This is a genomic window from Pseudomonas sp. S60, assembly GCF_016647865.1.
GTDB lineage: Bacteria > Pseudomonadota > Gammaproteobacteria > Pseudomonadales > Pseudomonadaceae > Aquipseudomonas > Aquipseudomonas parafulva.
In genome coordinates this window covers 139,145-154,964 of sequence record NZ_JACVVH010000002.1, presented here as the reverse complement: position 1 = coordinate 154,964, position 15,820 = coordinate 139,145, and the positions used below count along the sequence as shown (strand labels likewise).

16 protein-coding genes are annotated in these 15,820 nt (G+C 63.7%); 13 read left to right on the top strand and 3 right to left on the bottom strand.

Annotated elements, in window-relative coordinates:
- Nucleotides 1-5: 5 nt before the first annotated feature.
- From IAE33_RS01710 to IAE33_RS01650, 13 genes are all read left to right on the top strand, one after another.
- Nucleotides 6-512: a chemotaxis protein CheW gene (locus tag IAE33_RS01710; RefSeq protein WP_201161846.1), complete on the top strand. Its 507-nt coding sequence runs from the start codon at nt 6-8 to the stop codon at nt 510-512.
- Complete coding sequence (locus tag IAE33_RS01705; RefSeq protein WP_201161845.1) at nt 509-1,807, top strand: CheR family methyltransferase; 1,299 nt, start codon at nt 509-511, stop codon at nt 1,805-1,807. The genes IAE33_RS01710 and IAE33_RS01705 overlap by 4 nt, the downstream gene beginning before the upstream one ends.
- Nucleotides 1,804-2,469 carry a chemotaxis protein CheW gene (locus tag IAE33_RS01700; RefSeq protein WP_201161844.1) on the top strand — a complete coding sequence of 222 codons (666 nt, stop codon included), beginning with the start codon at nt 1,804-1,806 and terminating at the stop codon, nt 2,467-2,469. Before IAE33_RS01705 ends, IAE33_RS01700 begins: the two co-directional genes overlap by 4 nt.
- Nucleotides 2,466-4,742 (top strand): hybrid sensor histidine kinase/response regulator, encoded by a 2,277-nt coding sequence (locus IAE33_RS01695; protein WP_201161843.1) that lies wholly within the window; start codon nt 2,466-2,468, stop codon nt 4,740-4,742. Before IAE33_RS01700 ends, IAE33_RS01695 begins: the two co-directional genes overlap by 4 nt.
- Nucleotides 4,739-5,752 (top strand): Wsp signal transduction system protein-glutamate methylesterase WspF, encoded by a 1,014-nt coding sequence (gene wspF / locus IAE33_RS01690; protein ID WP_028634870.1) that lies wholly within the window; start codon nt 4,739-4,741, stop codon nt 5,750-5,752. Before IAE33_RS01695 ends, wspF begins: the two co-directional genes overlap by 4 nt.
- A 51-nt stretch (nt 5,753-5,803) precedes the next feature.
- Nucleotides 5,804-6,808, top strand: a complete 1,005-nt coding sequence (gene wspR / locus IAE33_RS01685; protein WP_028634871.1) for a Wsp signal transduction system regulator diguanylate cyclase WspR — start codon at nt 5,804-5,806, stop codon at nt 6,806-6,808.
- Nucleotides 6,809-6,958: 150 nt separating this feature from the next.
- Nucleotides 6,959-8,054, top strand: a protein-coding gene (prfB, locus tag IAE33_RS01680) for a peptide chain release factor 2 (RefSeq protein WP_154660095.1) whose coding sequence is annotated in 2 segments (ribosomal slippage) — nt 6,959-7,030 and nt 7,032-8,054 — 1,095 coding nt in all. Because the reading frame shifts where the segments join, the coding sequence is not laid out codon by codon here.
- Nucleotides 8,055-8,147: 93 nt separating this feature from the next.
- Nucleotides 8,148-9,650 (top strand): lysine--tRNA ligase, encoded by a 1,503-nt coding sequence (gene lysS / locus IAE33_RS01675; protein WP_028634873.1) that lies wholly within the window; start codon nt 8,148-8,150, stop codon nt 9,648-9,650.
- 141 nt (nt 9,651-9,791) lie between these two features.
- Nucleotides 9,792-10,496: a TetR/AcrR family transcriptional regulator gene (locus IAE33_RS01670; RefSeq protein WP_028634874.1), complete on the top strand. Its 705-nt coding sequence runs from the start codon at nt 9,792-9,794 to the stop codon at nt 10,494-10,496.
- Nucleotides 10,497-10,524: 28 nt separating this feature from the next.
- A complete protein-coding gene (locus IAE33_RS01665; protein ID WP_201161842.1) occupies nt 10,525-11,073 on the top strand; it encodes a hypothetical protein in 549 nt (182 codons plus the stop codon).
- A 77-nt stretch (nt 11,074-11,150) separates the two neighbouring features.
- Nucleotides 11,151-12,428, top strand: a complete 1,278-nt coding sequence (locus IAE33_RS01660; protein WP_028634876.1) for a flavohemoglobin expression-modulating QEGLA motif protein — start codon at nt 11,151-11,153, stop codon at nt 12,426-12,428.
- Nucleotides 12,400-13,323 (top strand): alpha/beta hydrolase, encoded by a 924-nt coding sequence (locus IAE33_RS01655; protein WP_201161841.1) that lies wholly within the window; start codon nt 12,400-12,402, stop codon nt 13,321-13,323. Before IAE33_RS01660 ends, IAE33_RS01655 begins: the two co-directional genes overlap by 29 nt.
- On the top strand, nt 13,320-13,646 hold the full coding sequence (locus IAE33_RS01650; protein WP_028634878.1) for a hypothetical protein: 327 nt from the start codon (nt 13,320-13,322) through the stop codon (nt 13,644-13,646). The genes IAE33_RS01655 and IAE33_RS01650 overlap by 4 nt, the downstream gene beginning before the upstream one ends.
- Nucleotides 13,647-13,786: 140 nt before the next feature.
- Here the strand turns inward: IAE33_RS01650 and IAE33_RS01645 are convergent, their stop codons facing one another.
- From IAE33_RS01645 to IAE33_RS01635, 3 genes are all read right to left on the bottom strand, one after another.
- Entirely contained in the window at nt 13,787-14,569 is a 783-nt protein-coding gene (locus IAE33_RS01645) for an OmpA family protein (RefSeq protein ID WP_028634879.1), read from the bottom strand.
- Nucleotides 14,570-14,619: 50 nt separating this feature from the next.
- On the bottom strand, nt 14,620-15,033 hold the full coding sequence (locus tag IAE33_RS01640; RefSeq protein ID WP_201161840.1) for a DUF4398 domain-containing protein: 414 nt from the start codon (nt 15,031-15,033) through the stop codon (nt 14,620-14,622).
- 269 nt (nt 15,034-15,302) lie between these two features.
- Nucleotides 15,303-15,644: a pilin assembly protein gene (locus IAE33_RS01635; RefSeq protein WP_201161839.1), complete on the bottom strand. Its 342-nt coding sequence runs from the start codon at nt 15,642-15,644 to the stop codon at nt 15,303-15,305.
- Between the last annotated feature and the right edge of the window lie 176 nt (nt 15,645-15,820).

Below are 15,820 nucleotides of genomic sequence, written 5' to 3'. Positions count from 1 at the left end.
CCGCGATGATCGACATGCAACCGCGCGCGGCGCAGGCGGACCACGACAAGGGCTCGTTGTATTTACTGTTTCATATCGATGACCAGCGCTTTGCCCTGAACGTGCATGAAGTGGTCGAGGTACTGCCGCGCCTGCCGCTCAAACCGGTGCTGCACGCGCCAGCCTGGGTTGCCGGCATTCTTGCCCATCGGGGGCGGCTGGTGCCGGTGGTCGACCTGACCGCCCTGTGCATCGGCCGGCCTGCCGTGCAGCGCACCAGCACCCGCCTGGTACTGGTGCACTACCGTGCCGGCCTGCAGCTTGGCCTGGTGCTCGAACACGCTACCGAAACCTTGCGTTGCCACCCTGGCGAGTTCAAACCCTATGGCGTACATAATGCGCCAGCCCCCTACCTAGGCCCGGTCCGCCAGGATGACCAGGGCATGCTGCAGCGCATCGAGGTCGGTGACCTGCTGCCTCAGGCCGTGCACCAGTTGCTGTACGTGGATGAGCCAAGCGGGGCGTCGACATGAACGAGCAACACTTCTTCAACTTCCTGCGCGAACGTATTGGCCTGGATGTGGACTCGGTGGGGGCGCCGATGGTGGAGCGAGCCCTGCGCCAACGGTGCAGTGCACTGCAGGCCAACGGGCTGGATGACTACTGGCTGCGCTTGCAGCAGTCGCACGATGAGCAACAAGCGCTGATCGAAGCGGTGATCGTGCCGGAAACCTGGTTTTTCCGTTATCCGGACTCTTTCACCGCCCTGGCCAGCCTGGCCCATAAACGCCTGGCCGAACTCGCCGGGGCACGGCCCCTGCGGTTGCTGAGCCTGCCGTGTTCCACGGGTGAAGAACCCTACTCGCTGGCAATGGCGCTGATCGATGCCGGTATGGCGCCGCCGTCATTTTTGATCGACGGCATGGACATCAGCCCTATTTCGGTGACCAAAGCCAATCAGGCGACCTATGGGCGCAATGCCTTCCGGGGCAATAACCTGGGCTTTCGCGAGCGACACTTCGAAGCCCTGGAGGATGGCCACCGCCTGCACGAACGCGTGCGCCAGCGGGTAAGCCTGCAGGTAGGCAATGTGCTGGACCCCGCGTTGGCCAGCCGCGACGGGCTGTACGACTTTGTTTTCTGCCGCAACCTGCTGATCTACTTCGACGTGCCGACCCAGCAGCGGGTATTCGAAACCCTCAAGCGCCTGCTGCACCCCCAGGGCGTGCTGTTCATCGGCCCCGCCGAAGGCAGCCTGCTGGCGCGCATGGGTATGCGCCCCTTGGGCATACCCCAGTCGTTTGCTTACGTGCGCCAGGAAGAAACCCTCCCGGCGCTGCCATCCGTCGCCGATGGAAAAAGCGCGCGGAGCGTTCACGTGCCCCCTCGCAACCCCTCGGCGCTGTACCTGCCCGGTAAGTCGCCGCCCTCGGCGCCGCTGCCTCGCCCGCTGCGTGCAGCCGTGGCTAGCGCACCGGCACGCTCCCCTCTGGGCGAAGCCAGCACAGATACCGAACGCGAGTTGCTGGCCAGTATCGCCCGCTGCGCCAATGCCGGCGACAGCCAGCAGGCCCGCAGCGAATGCCAGCGTTACCTGCGTCAGTTCGCCCCAAGCGCACAGGTGTATTACTGGCTGGGGCTGCTCAGTGACACCGAAGGCGATGCGCCGCAAGCCCTGACGCATTATCGCAAGGCCCTGTACCTGCAACCCCAGCACCCAGAGGCCTTGGTGCACCTGGCCGCGCTGCTGGCCGCCCAGGGTGACCTGGCCGGCGCCAGGCGCCTGCAGGACCGCGCCGTGCGTGCTGGTCGGGAGCCTGGCCAATGAACAACGGGTCCTCGCTCAACCTGCTCGCTGAAACCGATGTCACCATTGATGATTGCTGGAACCGCATTGGTGTGCACGGTAACAAGCAGTGCCCGCTGCTGCAGCGGCACATTCATTGCCGCAACTGCGAAGTGCACGCTGCTGCGGCCACACGCTTGCTGGACCGCTACGCACTGGTGCAAGACCGTGAGGCTGCCCAGCCTGCCCCTGCTGAAGACTGCGCCGGCCGGTCCATGCTGCTGTTTCGCCTGGGCGATGAATGGCTGGCATTGCCCACCGCCTGCCTGGCTGAAGTTGCGCCCCTGCAAGCCATTCACTCGCTGCCCCATCAGCGTTCACGGGTGCTGTTGGGGGTGGCCAACGTGCGTGGTGCCCTGGTGCCTTGCCTGTCACTGGCCGAGTTGCTGGGGGCATCGGCGGGTGCGGGTGAGCAGCGCGGTAGCCGGGCTACCCCGCGCATGCTGACGCTGGCGGCAGACGGCGGGCCGGTGGTGATGGCCGTCGAAGAGATCGACGGCATTCACCGGCTCGACCCTGGCCTGCTGGGCAGCGCCCAGGACGCAGTACGCTTCACGGCTGCGGTACTGCAGTGGCGGGGGCGCAGCGTGCGTGTGCTGGACGAACAACAATTACTGTCTGCCGTGCAGCGGAGCCTTTCATGACCCCAGAGCAAATGCGCGATGCATCGTTGCTCGAACTGTTCAGCCTGGAGGCCGATGCCCAGACGCAGGTGCTGAGCGCTGGCCTGATGGCCCTGGAACGCAACCCCACCCAGGCCGACCAGCTCGAAGCCTGCATGCGCGCCGCCCACTCCCTGAAGGGCGCGGCGCGTATCGTCGGGGTGGATGCCGGCGTCAGCGTTGCCCACGTGATGGAGGATTGCCTGGTCGCTGCCCAGGAAGGCCGCTTGCGCCTTACCGCCGAGCATATCGACGCATTGCTACAAGGCACCGACCTGCTGATGCGCATCGCCACGCCTGGCGATGCCGGGGCGCAGGGCAGCGTACCGGGCTTCCTGGCGCAGATGGCCGCGTTGCTGGACCCGGGGGCTGCGCTGCCGGTGGGGGCGGTTGCACCGGTTACGACGCCACCTGAGCCATCGCCTGCGCCACTGGCTGTGGCCATGGAACCGCCGGTGCCCGAAGTCGCCCCGCGGCGCAAAGCCGGGCGGCGTGAAGGTGAGGGCGCAGAGCGGGTGCTGCGGGTAACCGCCGACCGGCTCAACAGCCTGCTTGATCTGTCCAGCAAGTCGCTGGTGGAAACCCAGCGGCTCAAGCCTTACCTGGCCACCCTGCAACGTCTCAAGCGCCTGCATGGCCAGGGCATGCAGGCCCTCGACGGCCTGCGCCTGCAACTGGAAGCCAGCGGCCTGGGCAGCGAGGTACTCGACGCCCTGGCGCAGACCCAACGCGTGCTGGGCGAAACCCAGCAGACCCTGCGCGAGCAGGCAGCGGACTTGGATGAATTCGGCTGGCAGGCCAGCCAGCGCGCGCAACTGCTGTACGACAACGCCCTGGCCTGCCGCATGCGCCCGTTTGCCGATGTGCTGGCCGGCCAGAGCCGCATGGTCCGCGACCTGGGCCGCTCGCTCGGCAAGCCGGTGCGCCTGGTGGTGGAGGGCGAGAAAACCCAGGTTGACCGCGATGTGCTGGAAAAGCTCGAGGCACCGCTGACCCACTTGCTGCGCAATGCCGTGGACCACGGCATTGAATCGCCCGAACGCCGGCTGCTGCTGGGCAAGCCCGAGGAAGGTTTGATTCGCCTGCGCGCCTCACACCATGCCGGCATGCTCAGCCTGGAACTGCTGGACGACGGTGCCGGCATCGACCTGGACCGCCTGCGTGCCAGTATCGTCGAGCGGGCCTTGTCACCGGTTGAAACCGTGCTGCGCATGAGCGACGACGAACTGCTCACGTTCCTGTTCCTGCCCGGCTTCAGCCTGCGTGACAAAGTTACGGAGGTGTCTGGCCGCGGCGTCGGGCTGGACGCCGTGCAGCATATGGTCCGTGAGCTGCGTGGCGCCATCGAGCTGACCCAGACTGCGGGGCAGGGCTGTCGTTTCCACCTGCAGGTGCCCCAGACCTTGTCGGTCGTACGCAGCCTGGTGGTAGAGGTAGGCGGCGAGGCGTACGCCTTCCCGCTGGCCCACATCGAGCATGCGCTGGAAGTGACCGCCGAGGAGATCGTGCAGATCGAGGGCCGGCAGCATTTCTGGCACGAAGGCCGACACGTTGGCCTGGTCGCGGCCAGCCAGTTGCTCAACCGCCCGCCGGCCCAGGCCGACCAGGGCAGCCTGCGCGTGGTGGTGATCCGCGAGCGTGAACAGCTCTACGGGGTGGCGGTGGAGCGCCTGATTGGCGAGCGGGTGCTGGTGGTAATGCCGCTGGACCCGCGCCTGGGCAAGGTACAGGACATTTCTTCGGGCGCTCTGCTGGACGATGGTTCAGTGGTGCTCATCGTGGACGTGGAAGACTTGTTACGCTCCGTGGACAAGCTGCTGAGCACCGGCAGCCTCGAACGGGTCGAACGCGGTAGCGGCGGGGCGGCAGGGGTGGCTCGCAAGCGTATTCTGGTGGTGGACGATTCGCTGACCGTGCGCGAGCTGCAGCGCAAGCTGCTGGGCAACCGTGGCTATGATGTCGACGTGGCAGTGGACGGCATGGACGGCTGGAACGCGCTGCGCGGCGACGACTTCGACCTGCTGATCACCGATATCGACATGCCGCGCATGGACGGTATCGAGCTGGTCACCCTGGTGCGGCGTGACCAGCGCCTGCAGTCGTTGCCGGTGATGGTGGTGTCGTACAAGGACCGCGAGGAAGACCGACGGCGTGGTCTGGATGCCGGGGCCGACTACTATTTGGCTAAGGCCAGTTTCCACGACGATGCGTTGCTGGATGCTGTGGTCGAGCTGATTGGAGGTGCTCAGGGATGAAGATCGCCATCGTCAATGACATGCCCCTGGCCGTTGAGGCCTTGCGCCGGGCGATCGCCCTGGAGCCTGCCCACGAAGTGGTCTGGGTGGCCAGCAACGGTGCCGAAGCTGTTCAGCACTGTGCCGAGCGCCTCCCCGACCTGATCCTGATGGACCTGATCATGCCGGTGATGGATGGCGTGGAGGCAACCCGGCGGATCATGGCCGACACCCCCTGCGCCATCGTCATCGTCACGGTCGACCGTAAACAGAATGTGCACCGGGTGTTCGAGGCCATGGGCCACGGCGCGCTGGATGTGGTGGACACGCCAGCGCTTGGCGCTGGGGACGCGCGAGAGGCGGCAGCACCGCTGTTACGCAAGATCCTCAACATCAGTTGGCTGATCGGCCAGCAGCGCCCGCCTGCACCGCGGCACGTGGCCGCACCGCTACGGGAAGTGTCCCAGCGCCGCGGCCTGGTGGCCATTGGCTCCTCAGCCGGTGGGCCGGCTGCCCTCGAGGTGCTGCTCAAGGGCTTGCCGCCGGCGTTTCCGGCCGCCATCGTGCTGGTTCAGCACGTGGACCAGGTGTTTGCTGCAGGCATGGCCGAATGGCTCAGCAGCGCGGCCGGGCTGCACGTGCGGCTGGCACGCGAAGGCGAGCCACCGCAGCCCGGTGAAGTGCTGTTGGCCGGCACGAACCATCATCTGCGCCTGCTCCAGAACGGCCAACTGGCCTACACTGCCGAGCCGGTGAATGAAATCTATCGCCCTTCCATCGACGTGTTCTTCGAGAGCGTGGCGCGTTACTGGTCTGGGGATGCGGTGGGGGTACTGCTCACAGGTATGGGGCGCGACGGTGCGCAAGGTTTGAAAATGATGCGCCAGCAAGGGTTTCTGACCATCGCCCAGGACCAGGCAAGCAGTGCGGTCTATGGCATGCCCAAGGCTGCTGCGGCAATTGATGCCGCAGTGGAAATCCGCCCGCTCGAACGCATCGCCGGGCGCTTGATGGAAGTTTTCGCAAAATGACGAAGTGTATTGAATCACGCCGCCAGGCCGGCAGTGATCGGGTGAACAGGCATGAATGATTTACCGATCGAAGGTTTCGCGAGCACCGACGAGAATTCGGCGATGGTGCTGTTGGTGGACGATCAGGCAATGATCGGCGAGGCCGTGCGGCGGGGGTTGGCCAACGAGGACAATATCGACTTCCATTTCTGTGCCGACCCGCACCAGGCGGTGTTGCAGGCGATGCGGATCAAGCCCACGGTGATTCTGCAGGACCTGATCATGCCTGGCCTGGACGGGTTGACGCTGGTGCGCGAGTACCGCAGCAACCCGGCCACCCAGGACATTCCGATCATCGTCCTGTCGACCAAGGAAGACCCGTTGGTCAAGAGTGCTGCATTTGCCGCAGGCGCAAACGATTACCTGGTCAAGCTGCCAGACACCATCGAGCTGGTGGCGCGTATTCGCTACCACTCGCGCTCCTACCTCACGCTGCTTCAGCGTGACGAAGCCTACCGTGCCTTGCGTGTCAGCCAGCAGCAGCTGCTGGATTCGAACCTGATGCTGCAGCGGCTGATGAACTCCGACGGTTTGACCGGGCTGTCCAATCGCCGGCACTTCGATGAGTACCTTGAGCTGGAGTGGCGCCGTGCCATGCGCGAGCAGCAACAGCTGTCGCTGCTGATGATCGACGTGGACTATTTCAAGGCCTTCAACGACAGCTTCGGCCACCTGGCAGGTGACGAGGCCTTGCGCCGGGTGGCCGAAGCCATTCGCAGTTCGTCGTCGCGCCCCAGCGACCTGCCGGCCCGCTATGGCGGCGAGGAATTTGCGCTGGTGCTGCCCAACACCTCACCGGGCGGCGCACGGCTGGTTGCCGAGAAACTGCGCCAGACGGTGCTGGCCCTGGGCATCCCCCACACCGCACCCGAGGCCGGCTCGCACCTGACCGTAAGCGTGGGCCTGGCCACCCAGGTACCGGCAATCGGCAGCCATTGCCGGCAGCTGATATCCGCCGCCGACAAAGGCCTGTACCAGGCCAAGAACGGCGGCCGCAACCAGGTAGGTATCGCCTGAACCAGCGCGCCTGCCGCCCGGTAGGCGCAAGCAGACGCGCGATGCGCCGCAACCGCGGCGCCTGGCCCACCACCGCTACCCCGTTACGGCAAACCGCATACTCGGTTATACTCGCAGGCTTTTCACCGAATTCGCACGAGTAGCCCGCCCATGGAAATCCAACCGATCCTGAACACCATCAAGGACCTCACCGAGCGTTCCCAGTCCATTCGGGGGTATCTTTGACTACGATCACAAGCATGACCGCCTGATCGAAGTCAACCGCGAGCTGGAAGACCCCAACGTCTGGAACAAACCCGAGTACGCGCAGGCCCTGGGCCGCGAACGTGCCATGCTGGCCCAGGTGGTGGAAACCCTGGACAAGATGGCCAACGGGCTGTCCGACTGCAAGGACTTGCTCGACATGGCCGTCGAGGAGGGTGACGAAGGCGCCGTGAGCGATGTCGAGACCGAGCTGCAGGCCCTGGAGGAATCCCTGGCGCAACTTGAGTTCCGTCGCATGTTCAGCGGCGAGATGGACATGAACAACGCCTACCTCGACATCCAGGCCGGTTCTGGCGGTACCGAGGCGCAGGACTGGGCCAACATCCTGCTGCGCATGTACCTGCGCTGGGCCGACAAGCGCGGGTTCGACGCCACCATCATCGAGCTCTCCGAAGGTGAAGTGGCGGGCATCAAGGGCGCCACCGTGCATATCAAGGGCGAATACGCGTTTGGCTGGTTGCGTACCGAAATCGGCGTGCACCGCCTGGTGCGCAAAAGCCCGTTCGACTCCGGCGCCCGTCGCCATACGTCGTTCTCGGCCGTGTTCGTGTCCCCGGAAATCGACGACAAGGTTGAAATCGAAATCAACCCGGCCGACCTGCGTGTCGACACCTATCGCTCCTCCGGCGCCGGCGGGCAGCACGTGAACACCACCGACTCGGCGGTGCGTATCACCCACGTGCCAACCAATACCGTGGTGGCCTGCCAGAACGAACGCTCCCAGCACGCCAACAAGGACACCGCCATGAAAATGCTGCGGGCCAAGTTGTACGAGCTGGAGATGCAGAAGCGCAACGCCGCCTCGCAAGCACTCGAGGACAGCAAGTCGGACATCGGCTGGGGGCACCAGATCCGCTCCTACGTGCTGGACGACTCGCGTATCAAGGACTTGCGCACCGGTGTCGAGCGCAGCGACTGCCAGAAGGTGCTCGATGGCGACCTCGACCAGTACCTCGAAGCCAGCCTCAAGCAGGGGCTGTAAGCCGAACACCACCGCCGCGATACCCGGCCACTGGCCGGGGTCGCGTGCCCTGCCCGACAAGGGCAACGAATACCTGATGGAAAGACTGACGACATGAGCGACCTGAAGACCGAATCGCAAGACCTGCAACAGGAAGAAAACGCCCTGATCGCCCTGCGCAAGGAAAAACTTGCCGCAGAGCGCGCCAAAGGCAACGCCTTCCCCAACGACTTCCGTCGCGACAGCTACTGCAACGACCTGCAGAAGCAGTACGTGGACAAGACCAAGGAAGAGCTGGAAGCAGCCGCGATCCCGGTCAAGGTAGCTGGCCGTATCATGCTCAACCGCGGCTCGTTCATGGTTATCCAGGACATGACCGGCCGTATCCAGGTCTACGTCAACCGCAAGACCCTGCCTGAGGAAACCCTGGCGGCGGTCAAGACCTGGGACCTGGGCGACATCATCAGCGCCGAGGGTACCCTGGCCCGCTCGGGCAAAGGTGACCTGTACGTCGAAATGACCAACGTGCGCCTGCTGACCAAGTCGCTGCGCCCGCTGCCAGACAAGCACCACGGCCTCACCGACACCGAGCAGCGCTACCGCCAGCGCTATGTCGACTTGATGGTCAACGAGGAAACCCGCCACACCTTCCGTGTGCGTTCCCAGGTGATCTCGCACATTCGCAAGTTCCTCATCGAGCGTGACTTCCTCGAGGTGGAAACGCCGATGCTGCAGACCATCCCCGGCGGTGCCGCCGCCAAGCCGTTCGAAACCCACCACAATGCCCTGGACATGGCCATGTTCCTGCGCATCGCGCCGGAGCTGTACCTCAAACGCCTGGTGGTGGGTGGCTTCGAGAAGGTCTTCGAGATCAACCGCAACTTCCGCAACGAAGGCGTCTCGACCCGGCACAACCCCGAGTTCACCATGCTCGAGTTCTACCAGGCCTATGCCGACTACCGCGACAACATGGACCTCACCGAAGAGCTGTTCCGCGAGCTTGCGCAGCTGGTTCTGGGCAGTACCGATGTGCCGTACGGCGACAAGGTGTTCCACTTCGGTGAGCCATTCGTTCGCTTGTCGGTGTTCGACTCGATCCTCAAGTACAACCCTGAGCTGACTGCAGCAGACTTGCAGGACGTAGACCGCGCCCGTGACATCGCCAAGAAGGCGGGTGCCAAAGTGCTGGGCCACGAAGGCCTGGGCAAATTGCAGGTCATGATTTTCGAGGAGTTGGTTGAGCACAAGCTGGAGCAGCCGCACTTCATCACCGAATACCCGTTCGAGGTGTCGCCGCTGGCACGTCGCAACGACCAGAACCCCGCTGTTACCGACCGCTTCGAGCTGTTCATTGGTGGCCGCGAGATTGCCAACGCCTACTCCGAGCTGAACGACGCCGAAGACCAGGCCGAGCGCTTCCTGGCCCAGGTGGCGGAAAAGGACGCCGGTGACGACGAAGCCATGCACTACGATGCTGACTTCGTACGCGCGCTGGAGTACGGCATGCCGCCGACTGCAGGTGAGGGCATCGGTATCGACCGCCTGGTGATGCTGCTGACCAATTCGCCGTCGATTCGTGACGTGATCCTGTTCCCGCACATGCGCCCGCAGGGCTGAGTCTGCTGCACACAGGTACGTCATTTGGGGCCGCTTTGCGGCCCCATTTGCGTTCTATGACGAGCCAACGGCATGTTCCCACCGAACATTTGGTATTGTCTGCGACACCCCAGTTCCCGAGGTTATCCCGTGACACCTGCCATGCCTGACCAGGGCGCCGCCGGCATCGCCACCGCCGTCGCCGAGAGCGTGCAATACCAAGGACGCAAAACTGCCCGCCTGGGCAGCGAACAGCGCCGTCAGCGCATCCTCGACGCTGCCATGCGCATCGTGGTGCGCGATGGCGTGCGCGGCGTGCGTCATCGCGCCGTCGCCGCAGAAGCCGGTGTGCCCCTGTCGGCCACGACCTACTATTTCAAGGACATCGAAGACCTGCTCGCCGACTCTTTCGCCCAGTATGTCGAGCGCAGCGCCGCCTACATGGCCAAGCTGTGGGCCAACACCGAAGTGGTGCTGCGCCAGTTGCTCGCCCAGGGTGATGGCAGCCCGCAGGCACGCGCCCGGCTGGCCAATGAAGTGGCAGCCATGACCGCTGACTACGTGCAGCGCCAGTTGCTCAACCGGCGTGACTTTCTCATGGCTGAGCAGGGGTTTCGCCAAGAGGCGCTGCTGTGCCCCCGGCTGGCCGCGCTGGTGCGCGCCCACGAGCAAATCCTGCTGCACGGAACGCGGCAACTGCTGCAGGTTGTCGGCTCGCGCCAGCCCGAACAGGATGCGCAGATGTTGACGGCGATTATCGAGCAGATGGAATATCAGGGCCTGCTCAAGGGCGCTGATGCGCAAGCCGATGGGCAGATGCTCGCTATGCTTACCCGATACCTGCAACTGGTGCTGGCATCGGCCTGAGCATGGGTCGTCACTCAAGGAGAACCTGATGAAAGCCTGGCGTGTGGTGCTGTTGACGCTGTCATTCCTGATGCTGGGCGGTTGTCTGGTGACATTCCCACAGCCTTTGCCTGGTAACCAGGCGGCGCCCAAAGGGCTGCTGGGCAAGTGGCAAAGCAAGGATGCCTGGGGTGAGCCATTGCAACTGGTGATCAGCCGCAGCGGTGCGGATGCCTACAAGGCGGTGGCCACAGCCAAGGGCAAGGCCCCCGAGGAGTACGTCTTTACCGTGTCGCGCCATGGTAACCGCTGGTACCTGTCAGCCCGTGTGCCGCAAACGCTGGGCGGCAACTTCGTCATCGGCGGCTTCGATATCGTCGATGGCAAACAATTGGTGGTCTATGACCTGGACCTCCAGCAGGTTCAGCAGGCCGTGGACAGCAAGGAGCTGAGCGGCCACAGCACCGAAGTGCCGCAGGATAATGGCGAGGGTGTGTTGGTCGACAGCCCGCCGGCCCGTGTGCTTGCCTACCTGGAGGACCCCGCCAATTCCGACCTGTTCGTGGAAGCCGCGCGGTTCCAGCGATCCGGCAAGTGACGCGTTGCCCTCTTCGCGGCTAAAGCCTCGCGCACCTGCCAGCAGTGTCACCCCCGGCCCCGCAGAAGGAGTACCCGTTGGACGAATACCAACAAACCATACGTACCCTGTCCGACCGCATCGTCGCGGCACAAACCCCCATCCGGGTGCTGGATGCGGTGAAGTGGGACGACGGCATCCGCCAGGGGTTCTTCGAAGCCAAGGGCAAGGAGCCCCCAGCCGTTGACCGTGCCTACTACCACGCGCGGCCGCTGGGCTTTGACTCTAGCGCGGTCAAGGCAGAGTTCCAGGCCATCGAGCGTGACATCATCCGTCAGCTCGGCCAGTTCAGCCCGGTAGGGCAGATCATGAAGCGCATGTGCCGCGAGTACCGCATGGTGGTGCGGATGCTCGAAGCCCGTGGCACCGAGGACTTCGGGCTGATTTCCCAGGAGTTGTACGGCGCGGCGTCCGATGTGTTCCACGCCGGCGACCCGACCTTGGCCGACCTCGGCCTGATGCTCTCGGACTACCTGAACAACATCGATGGCCGTGGCGACCTCAAGGACGAACCCAAGAACCTGACCGCCAAGGAAGCCGTGGCCATTTTGCAGCGGCGCTTGAACACCGTGTTTGGTGAGGCCGAAAGCACCATCCGGGTATTCGAGTCCGATGGCATCGTCGCCGACGCCGCAGCGGGCGCCGACTACATCAAGGTGCGCGCCGACGCCATGTTCAATGCCCGTGACGTGCGAGCGCTGGAAGTGCATGAGGGGCTGGTGCATGTGGGCACAACGCTCAACGGCCTGAACCAGCCCATCTGCACCTTCCTGGCCAAGGGCCCGCCTTCTTCGACGGTGACCCAGGAGGGCCTGGCCATTTTGATGGAGGTGATCGCCTTCGCGTCCTACCCCAGCCGCCTGCGCAAGCTCACCAACCGCACCCGGGCCATCCATATGGTTGAGGAGGGCGCCGACTTCATGCAGGTGTACCGCTTCTTCCATGAGCAGGGCTTCGACATGGCGCAGAGCTACAGCAACGCCAGCCGGGTGTTCCGTGGCTCGGTGCCGGATGGGCTGCCATTCACCAAGGACTTGTCCTACCTCAAGGGCTTCATCATGGTTTACAACTACATTCAGTTGGCCGTGAAGAAGGGCAAGCTGGAACAGATCCCGTTGCTGTTCTGCGGCAAGACTACCCTCGAAGACATGCGCACCTTGCGTCAGCTGGTGGAGGAAGGCCTGGTGGAACCTCCCAAGTACCTGCCGGAGCAATTCCGCGACCTTAACGCGTTGTCGGCCTGGATGTGCTTTTCCAACTTCCTCAACCACCTGAGCCTGGACCGTATTGAAACCGACTACGCCAACATTCTGTAGCGTGCGCCGCCTGCTTGCCGTGGTCATCGCCATGCTGGCCCTGAACGGCTGCAGCAGCCTGCTGTTCTATCCCGAGCGTGGCCAGGCATTCACCCCGGAGCGTGCCAAGCTTGCGTACCAGGATGTCACACTGGTTGCGGCCGACGGTGTGCGGTTGCACAGTTGGTGGCTGCCTGCCAAAGCGGGTGTGCCGGTCAAAGGCACGGTGCTGCACCTGCACGGCAACGGCGGCAACCTGCCCGGGCACCTGGGGGGCAGTTACTGGCTGCCGGAGCAGGGTTACCAGGTGTTGCTGATCGACTACCGCGGTTACGGCTTGTCGGAAGGCAAACCCCGGTTGCCCGAGGTGTACCAGGACATCGCTGCTGCCATGGCCTGGCTCGACCAGGCGCCGGAGGTCAAGGGCAAGCCGTTGGTGCTGCTCGGCCAGAGCCTTGGCGGCGCCATGGCCATTCACTACCTGGCCGCGCACCCCGAGCAGCGCCAACGCTTCAGTGCACTGGTGTTCGACGGCGTGCCGGCGAGCTACCGCGCGGTGGGCCGCTACGCGTTGAGCACGTCCTGGATGACCTGGCCGTTGCAGGTGCCATTGTCGTGGCTGGTGCCGGACAGCGACAGCGCGATCAACGCCATCGAGCAGCTGACCAGCCCGCCCAAGCTGTTCTTCCACAGCATCGACGATGACCTGGTGCCGATGGACAATGTGATCCGCCTGTACCAGCACGCGCCGCCACCGCGGGTGTTGCAGCTGACCCGGGGCGGGCACGTGCAAACGTTCGCCGACCCCACCTGGCGCGAAGTGATGCTGCGTTTTCTGGATGACCCCAGCCACTTCAGCAGCCTGAGGCGGCTGGCCGAGCTACCGAATTCCCCTGACGAGAAGGCCCCGCAATGAGTGAAGAACGCAACGCCATACCGCTGATCCTTACCGGCGTTGGCACGATCATCGTGACGGTTGGGGCCTTGTGGTACTACGGTTACCTGCACTTTGCCAAACCGCAGGATGCCTTGTTGCTGCAGGATTTCACCATGCTCAAGACCGTACCCGGCGAAGACTACAAGGTCTCCCTGGAGCCGGCGCTGCAGGTAGCGCAGTGCGTAGATGGCGTGCTGGTGCTGTTCGATACCCAGCAGAAGGGCCTGACGGGTGTACTGGTGGATAACCGCAAACGCGCGGTGAGGTGCATGGGCGAAGAGACGCCTCAGCAGGTGCAATAAGCCTGAATTGAAATTTACCTAAGCTGCGCTGTAGCCATTCGCAGGAAAGCCCGCTCGCACAGGATTGTGTAATCACTGTAGGAGCGGGCTTGCCCGCGAAGAGCCGCAAAGCGGCTCATTGTGTTGCAGCCGAACGCGTGTTAGCGCATCGACGAGCGCGGTGCTACCGGCTGGTTGTCGTTGGAGATGGTGACTTCCACGCGACGGTTCTGGGCACGGCCAGAGTTGCTGGAGTTATCCGCTACCGGGTACTCCTTGCCATAGCCCTGCGACACGATGCGAGCCGGGTCTACGCCTGCGCGAACCAGTGCCATGCGCACGCTGCCAGCGCGGCGCTCGGACAGCGACTGGTTGTAGTTGGCCGAACCGACGCTGTCGGTGTAGCCCTCTACAATCACCTTGCGCTCAGGGTTTTCCTGAAGGAACTGGGCCAGCTTGGTGATGTTCGGGTAAGCGTTGCTTTTCAGCTCGGCCTTGTTGAAGTCGAACAGCACGTCGCCGAAGGTCACCAGGGTGCCACGGTCGGTTTGCTTGGCGTTCAGGCTCTGCTGCAGCTTGGCGATCTGGGCGTCACGGGCGTCCAGTTTGGCCTGGGCGCGCTGGGCAGCGGCGTTTTTCAGGTCACCTTCTGCGGTGCGCAGGGCGATGGTCTGCTTGGCCACTTCGACGCGCTGGTTGGTCAGGTAGGCCAGCTGGTCGACCTTCTTGTCGTCTTCACGGTCCATGTAGGCCTTGTCGGCCTTGTTCAGCCAGTCCTGGGCATCCTTGGTTTCAAGGGCTGCCACTTTGCTGGCTTGCGGATCGCTCTGCAGCGACGAGAAGTTGGTACGTGCCGCTTCCAGGTTGGCGTTCGGGTCGTGGGAGCAGGCTGCCAGACCAACGCTGAGGGCCAGAAGAGCGGGAATCATGACGTGTTTGCGCATAGTGTTCATCCTTTGATCGAATACGAAGGCTAGGGTTGGCGGGGCAGGGCTCACTGAGCGCTGCGCAGGCCTTCCTCACGTACGTCCTGAACGCCCTGGCGGGCATCCTGCACGGCCTTCTGGGCCTTGGCCGCCTGGGCCTTGCGTTCGGCGAGGCGAGCGTCCCATTCGGCCTGCTCGGCCAGACGCTTGGCTTCGTCGTACTTCTTGTCATGCATGGCGATTTCGGCCTGCTTGAACTTGTCCTGTGCTGCTTTCATTTCGACAGCAGCGTACTCGGTGCCCCCTGCGCTCACGGCAGAGTTCACGGCGGACTGGGTTACCGCGTACTGCTCGGTTGGCGGGTTGCCTGCACAGCCGGCCAGGACCAGGCTACTGCCCAGGGCCAGCGCGGCCAGCTTGAACCCGCGCACGTGAGAGGATGACGGTTTGAAAGTGCGGGTTTTCATGGTGGTCAGCTCCATTGGATCACTCCTGATAATGACGATGTCCGTAGCAGTCCATCGCTCATCCCCCCCAACCGTTTCCGTACGCTTCAGCTGAATGACGCACAAGTACCGGTGTGCAGGGTTTTAGCGTGATGGCTATTGGCTCCGACTGGAACATTTTTCGAATAGTTCAGAAAAATCTCCCTAGGTTGGCCAACAATTTCTGACTGGTTGGTCAGTGCCCAGGCCCGGGCAAGTCCCGCCTAGGCGGGTGCGCTCGCCAATTTCCGGTACAAGGGGCTGCGTCATTGTTCGCCGTCGCCAGGTTTGGCGCGTGCGTGCAGATGATGGCGTGAGAGCGCCAGAAACCTGGGGGTAGGGCCCACATCCTCATAGAGGGGGTCGCCTTCCTCATCGGTGGCGATCACCTGGTGGCCCTGCACGTAAGGAAAGCTGGCTTCCAGTTCTTCAAGGGCCGCAGCCACCAGTTCGCCGAGCAGTTCCTCGGCGGTGCGTTTGGGGTACATGTCGATCAATGCGGCCAGACGCGCTTCGGACTCCAGGTCCAGGTGCAATACATGTTCTGTGCGGCTGAGGGCGCCGGCGGCATTTTGTTCCCAGTGCTGGGCGAGTTCACGTATTTTCATGGTGGCCTCTGGTAACGCCTGTTAAAAGGCATGCAGTGCATGGGAGTGTCGTGGCTTCACTTTAGTTTGCTTTGGCCGAAGGTGGCTTGCCTTTGCGCCCTGGCTGTAGGCACTCTTGATGCAACCACGGCCGTCACCGGCAGTGCGCGAAGCCTTACCAGGGATGCAAGGCGCCT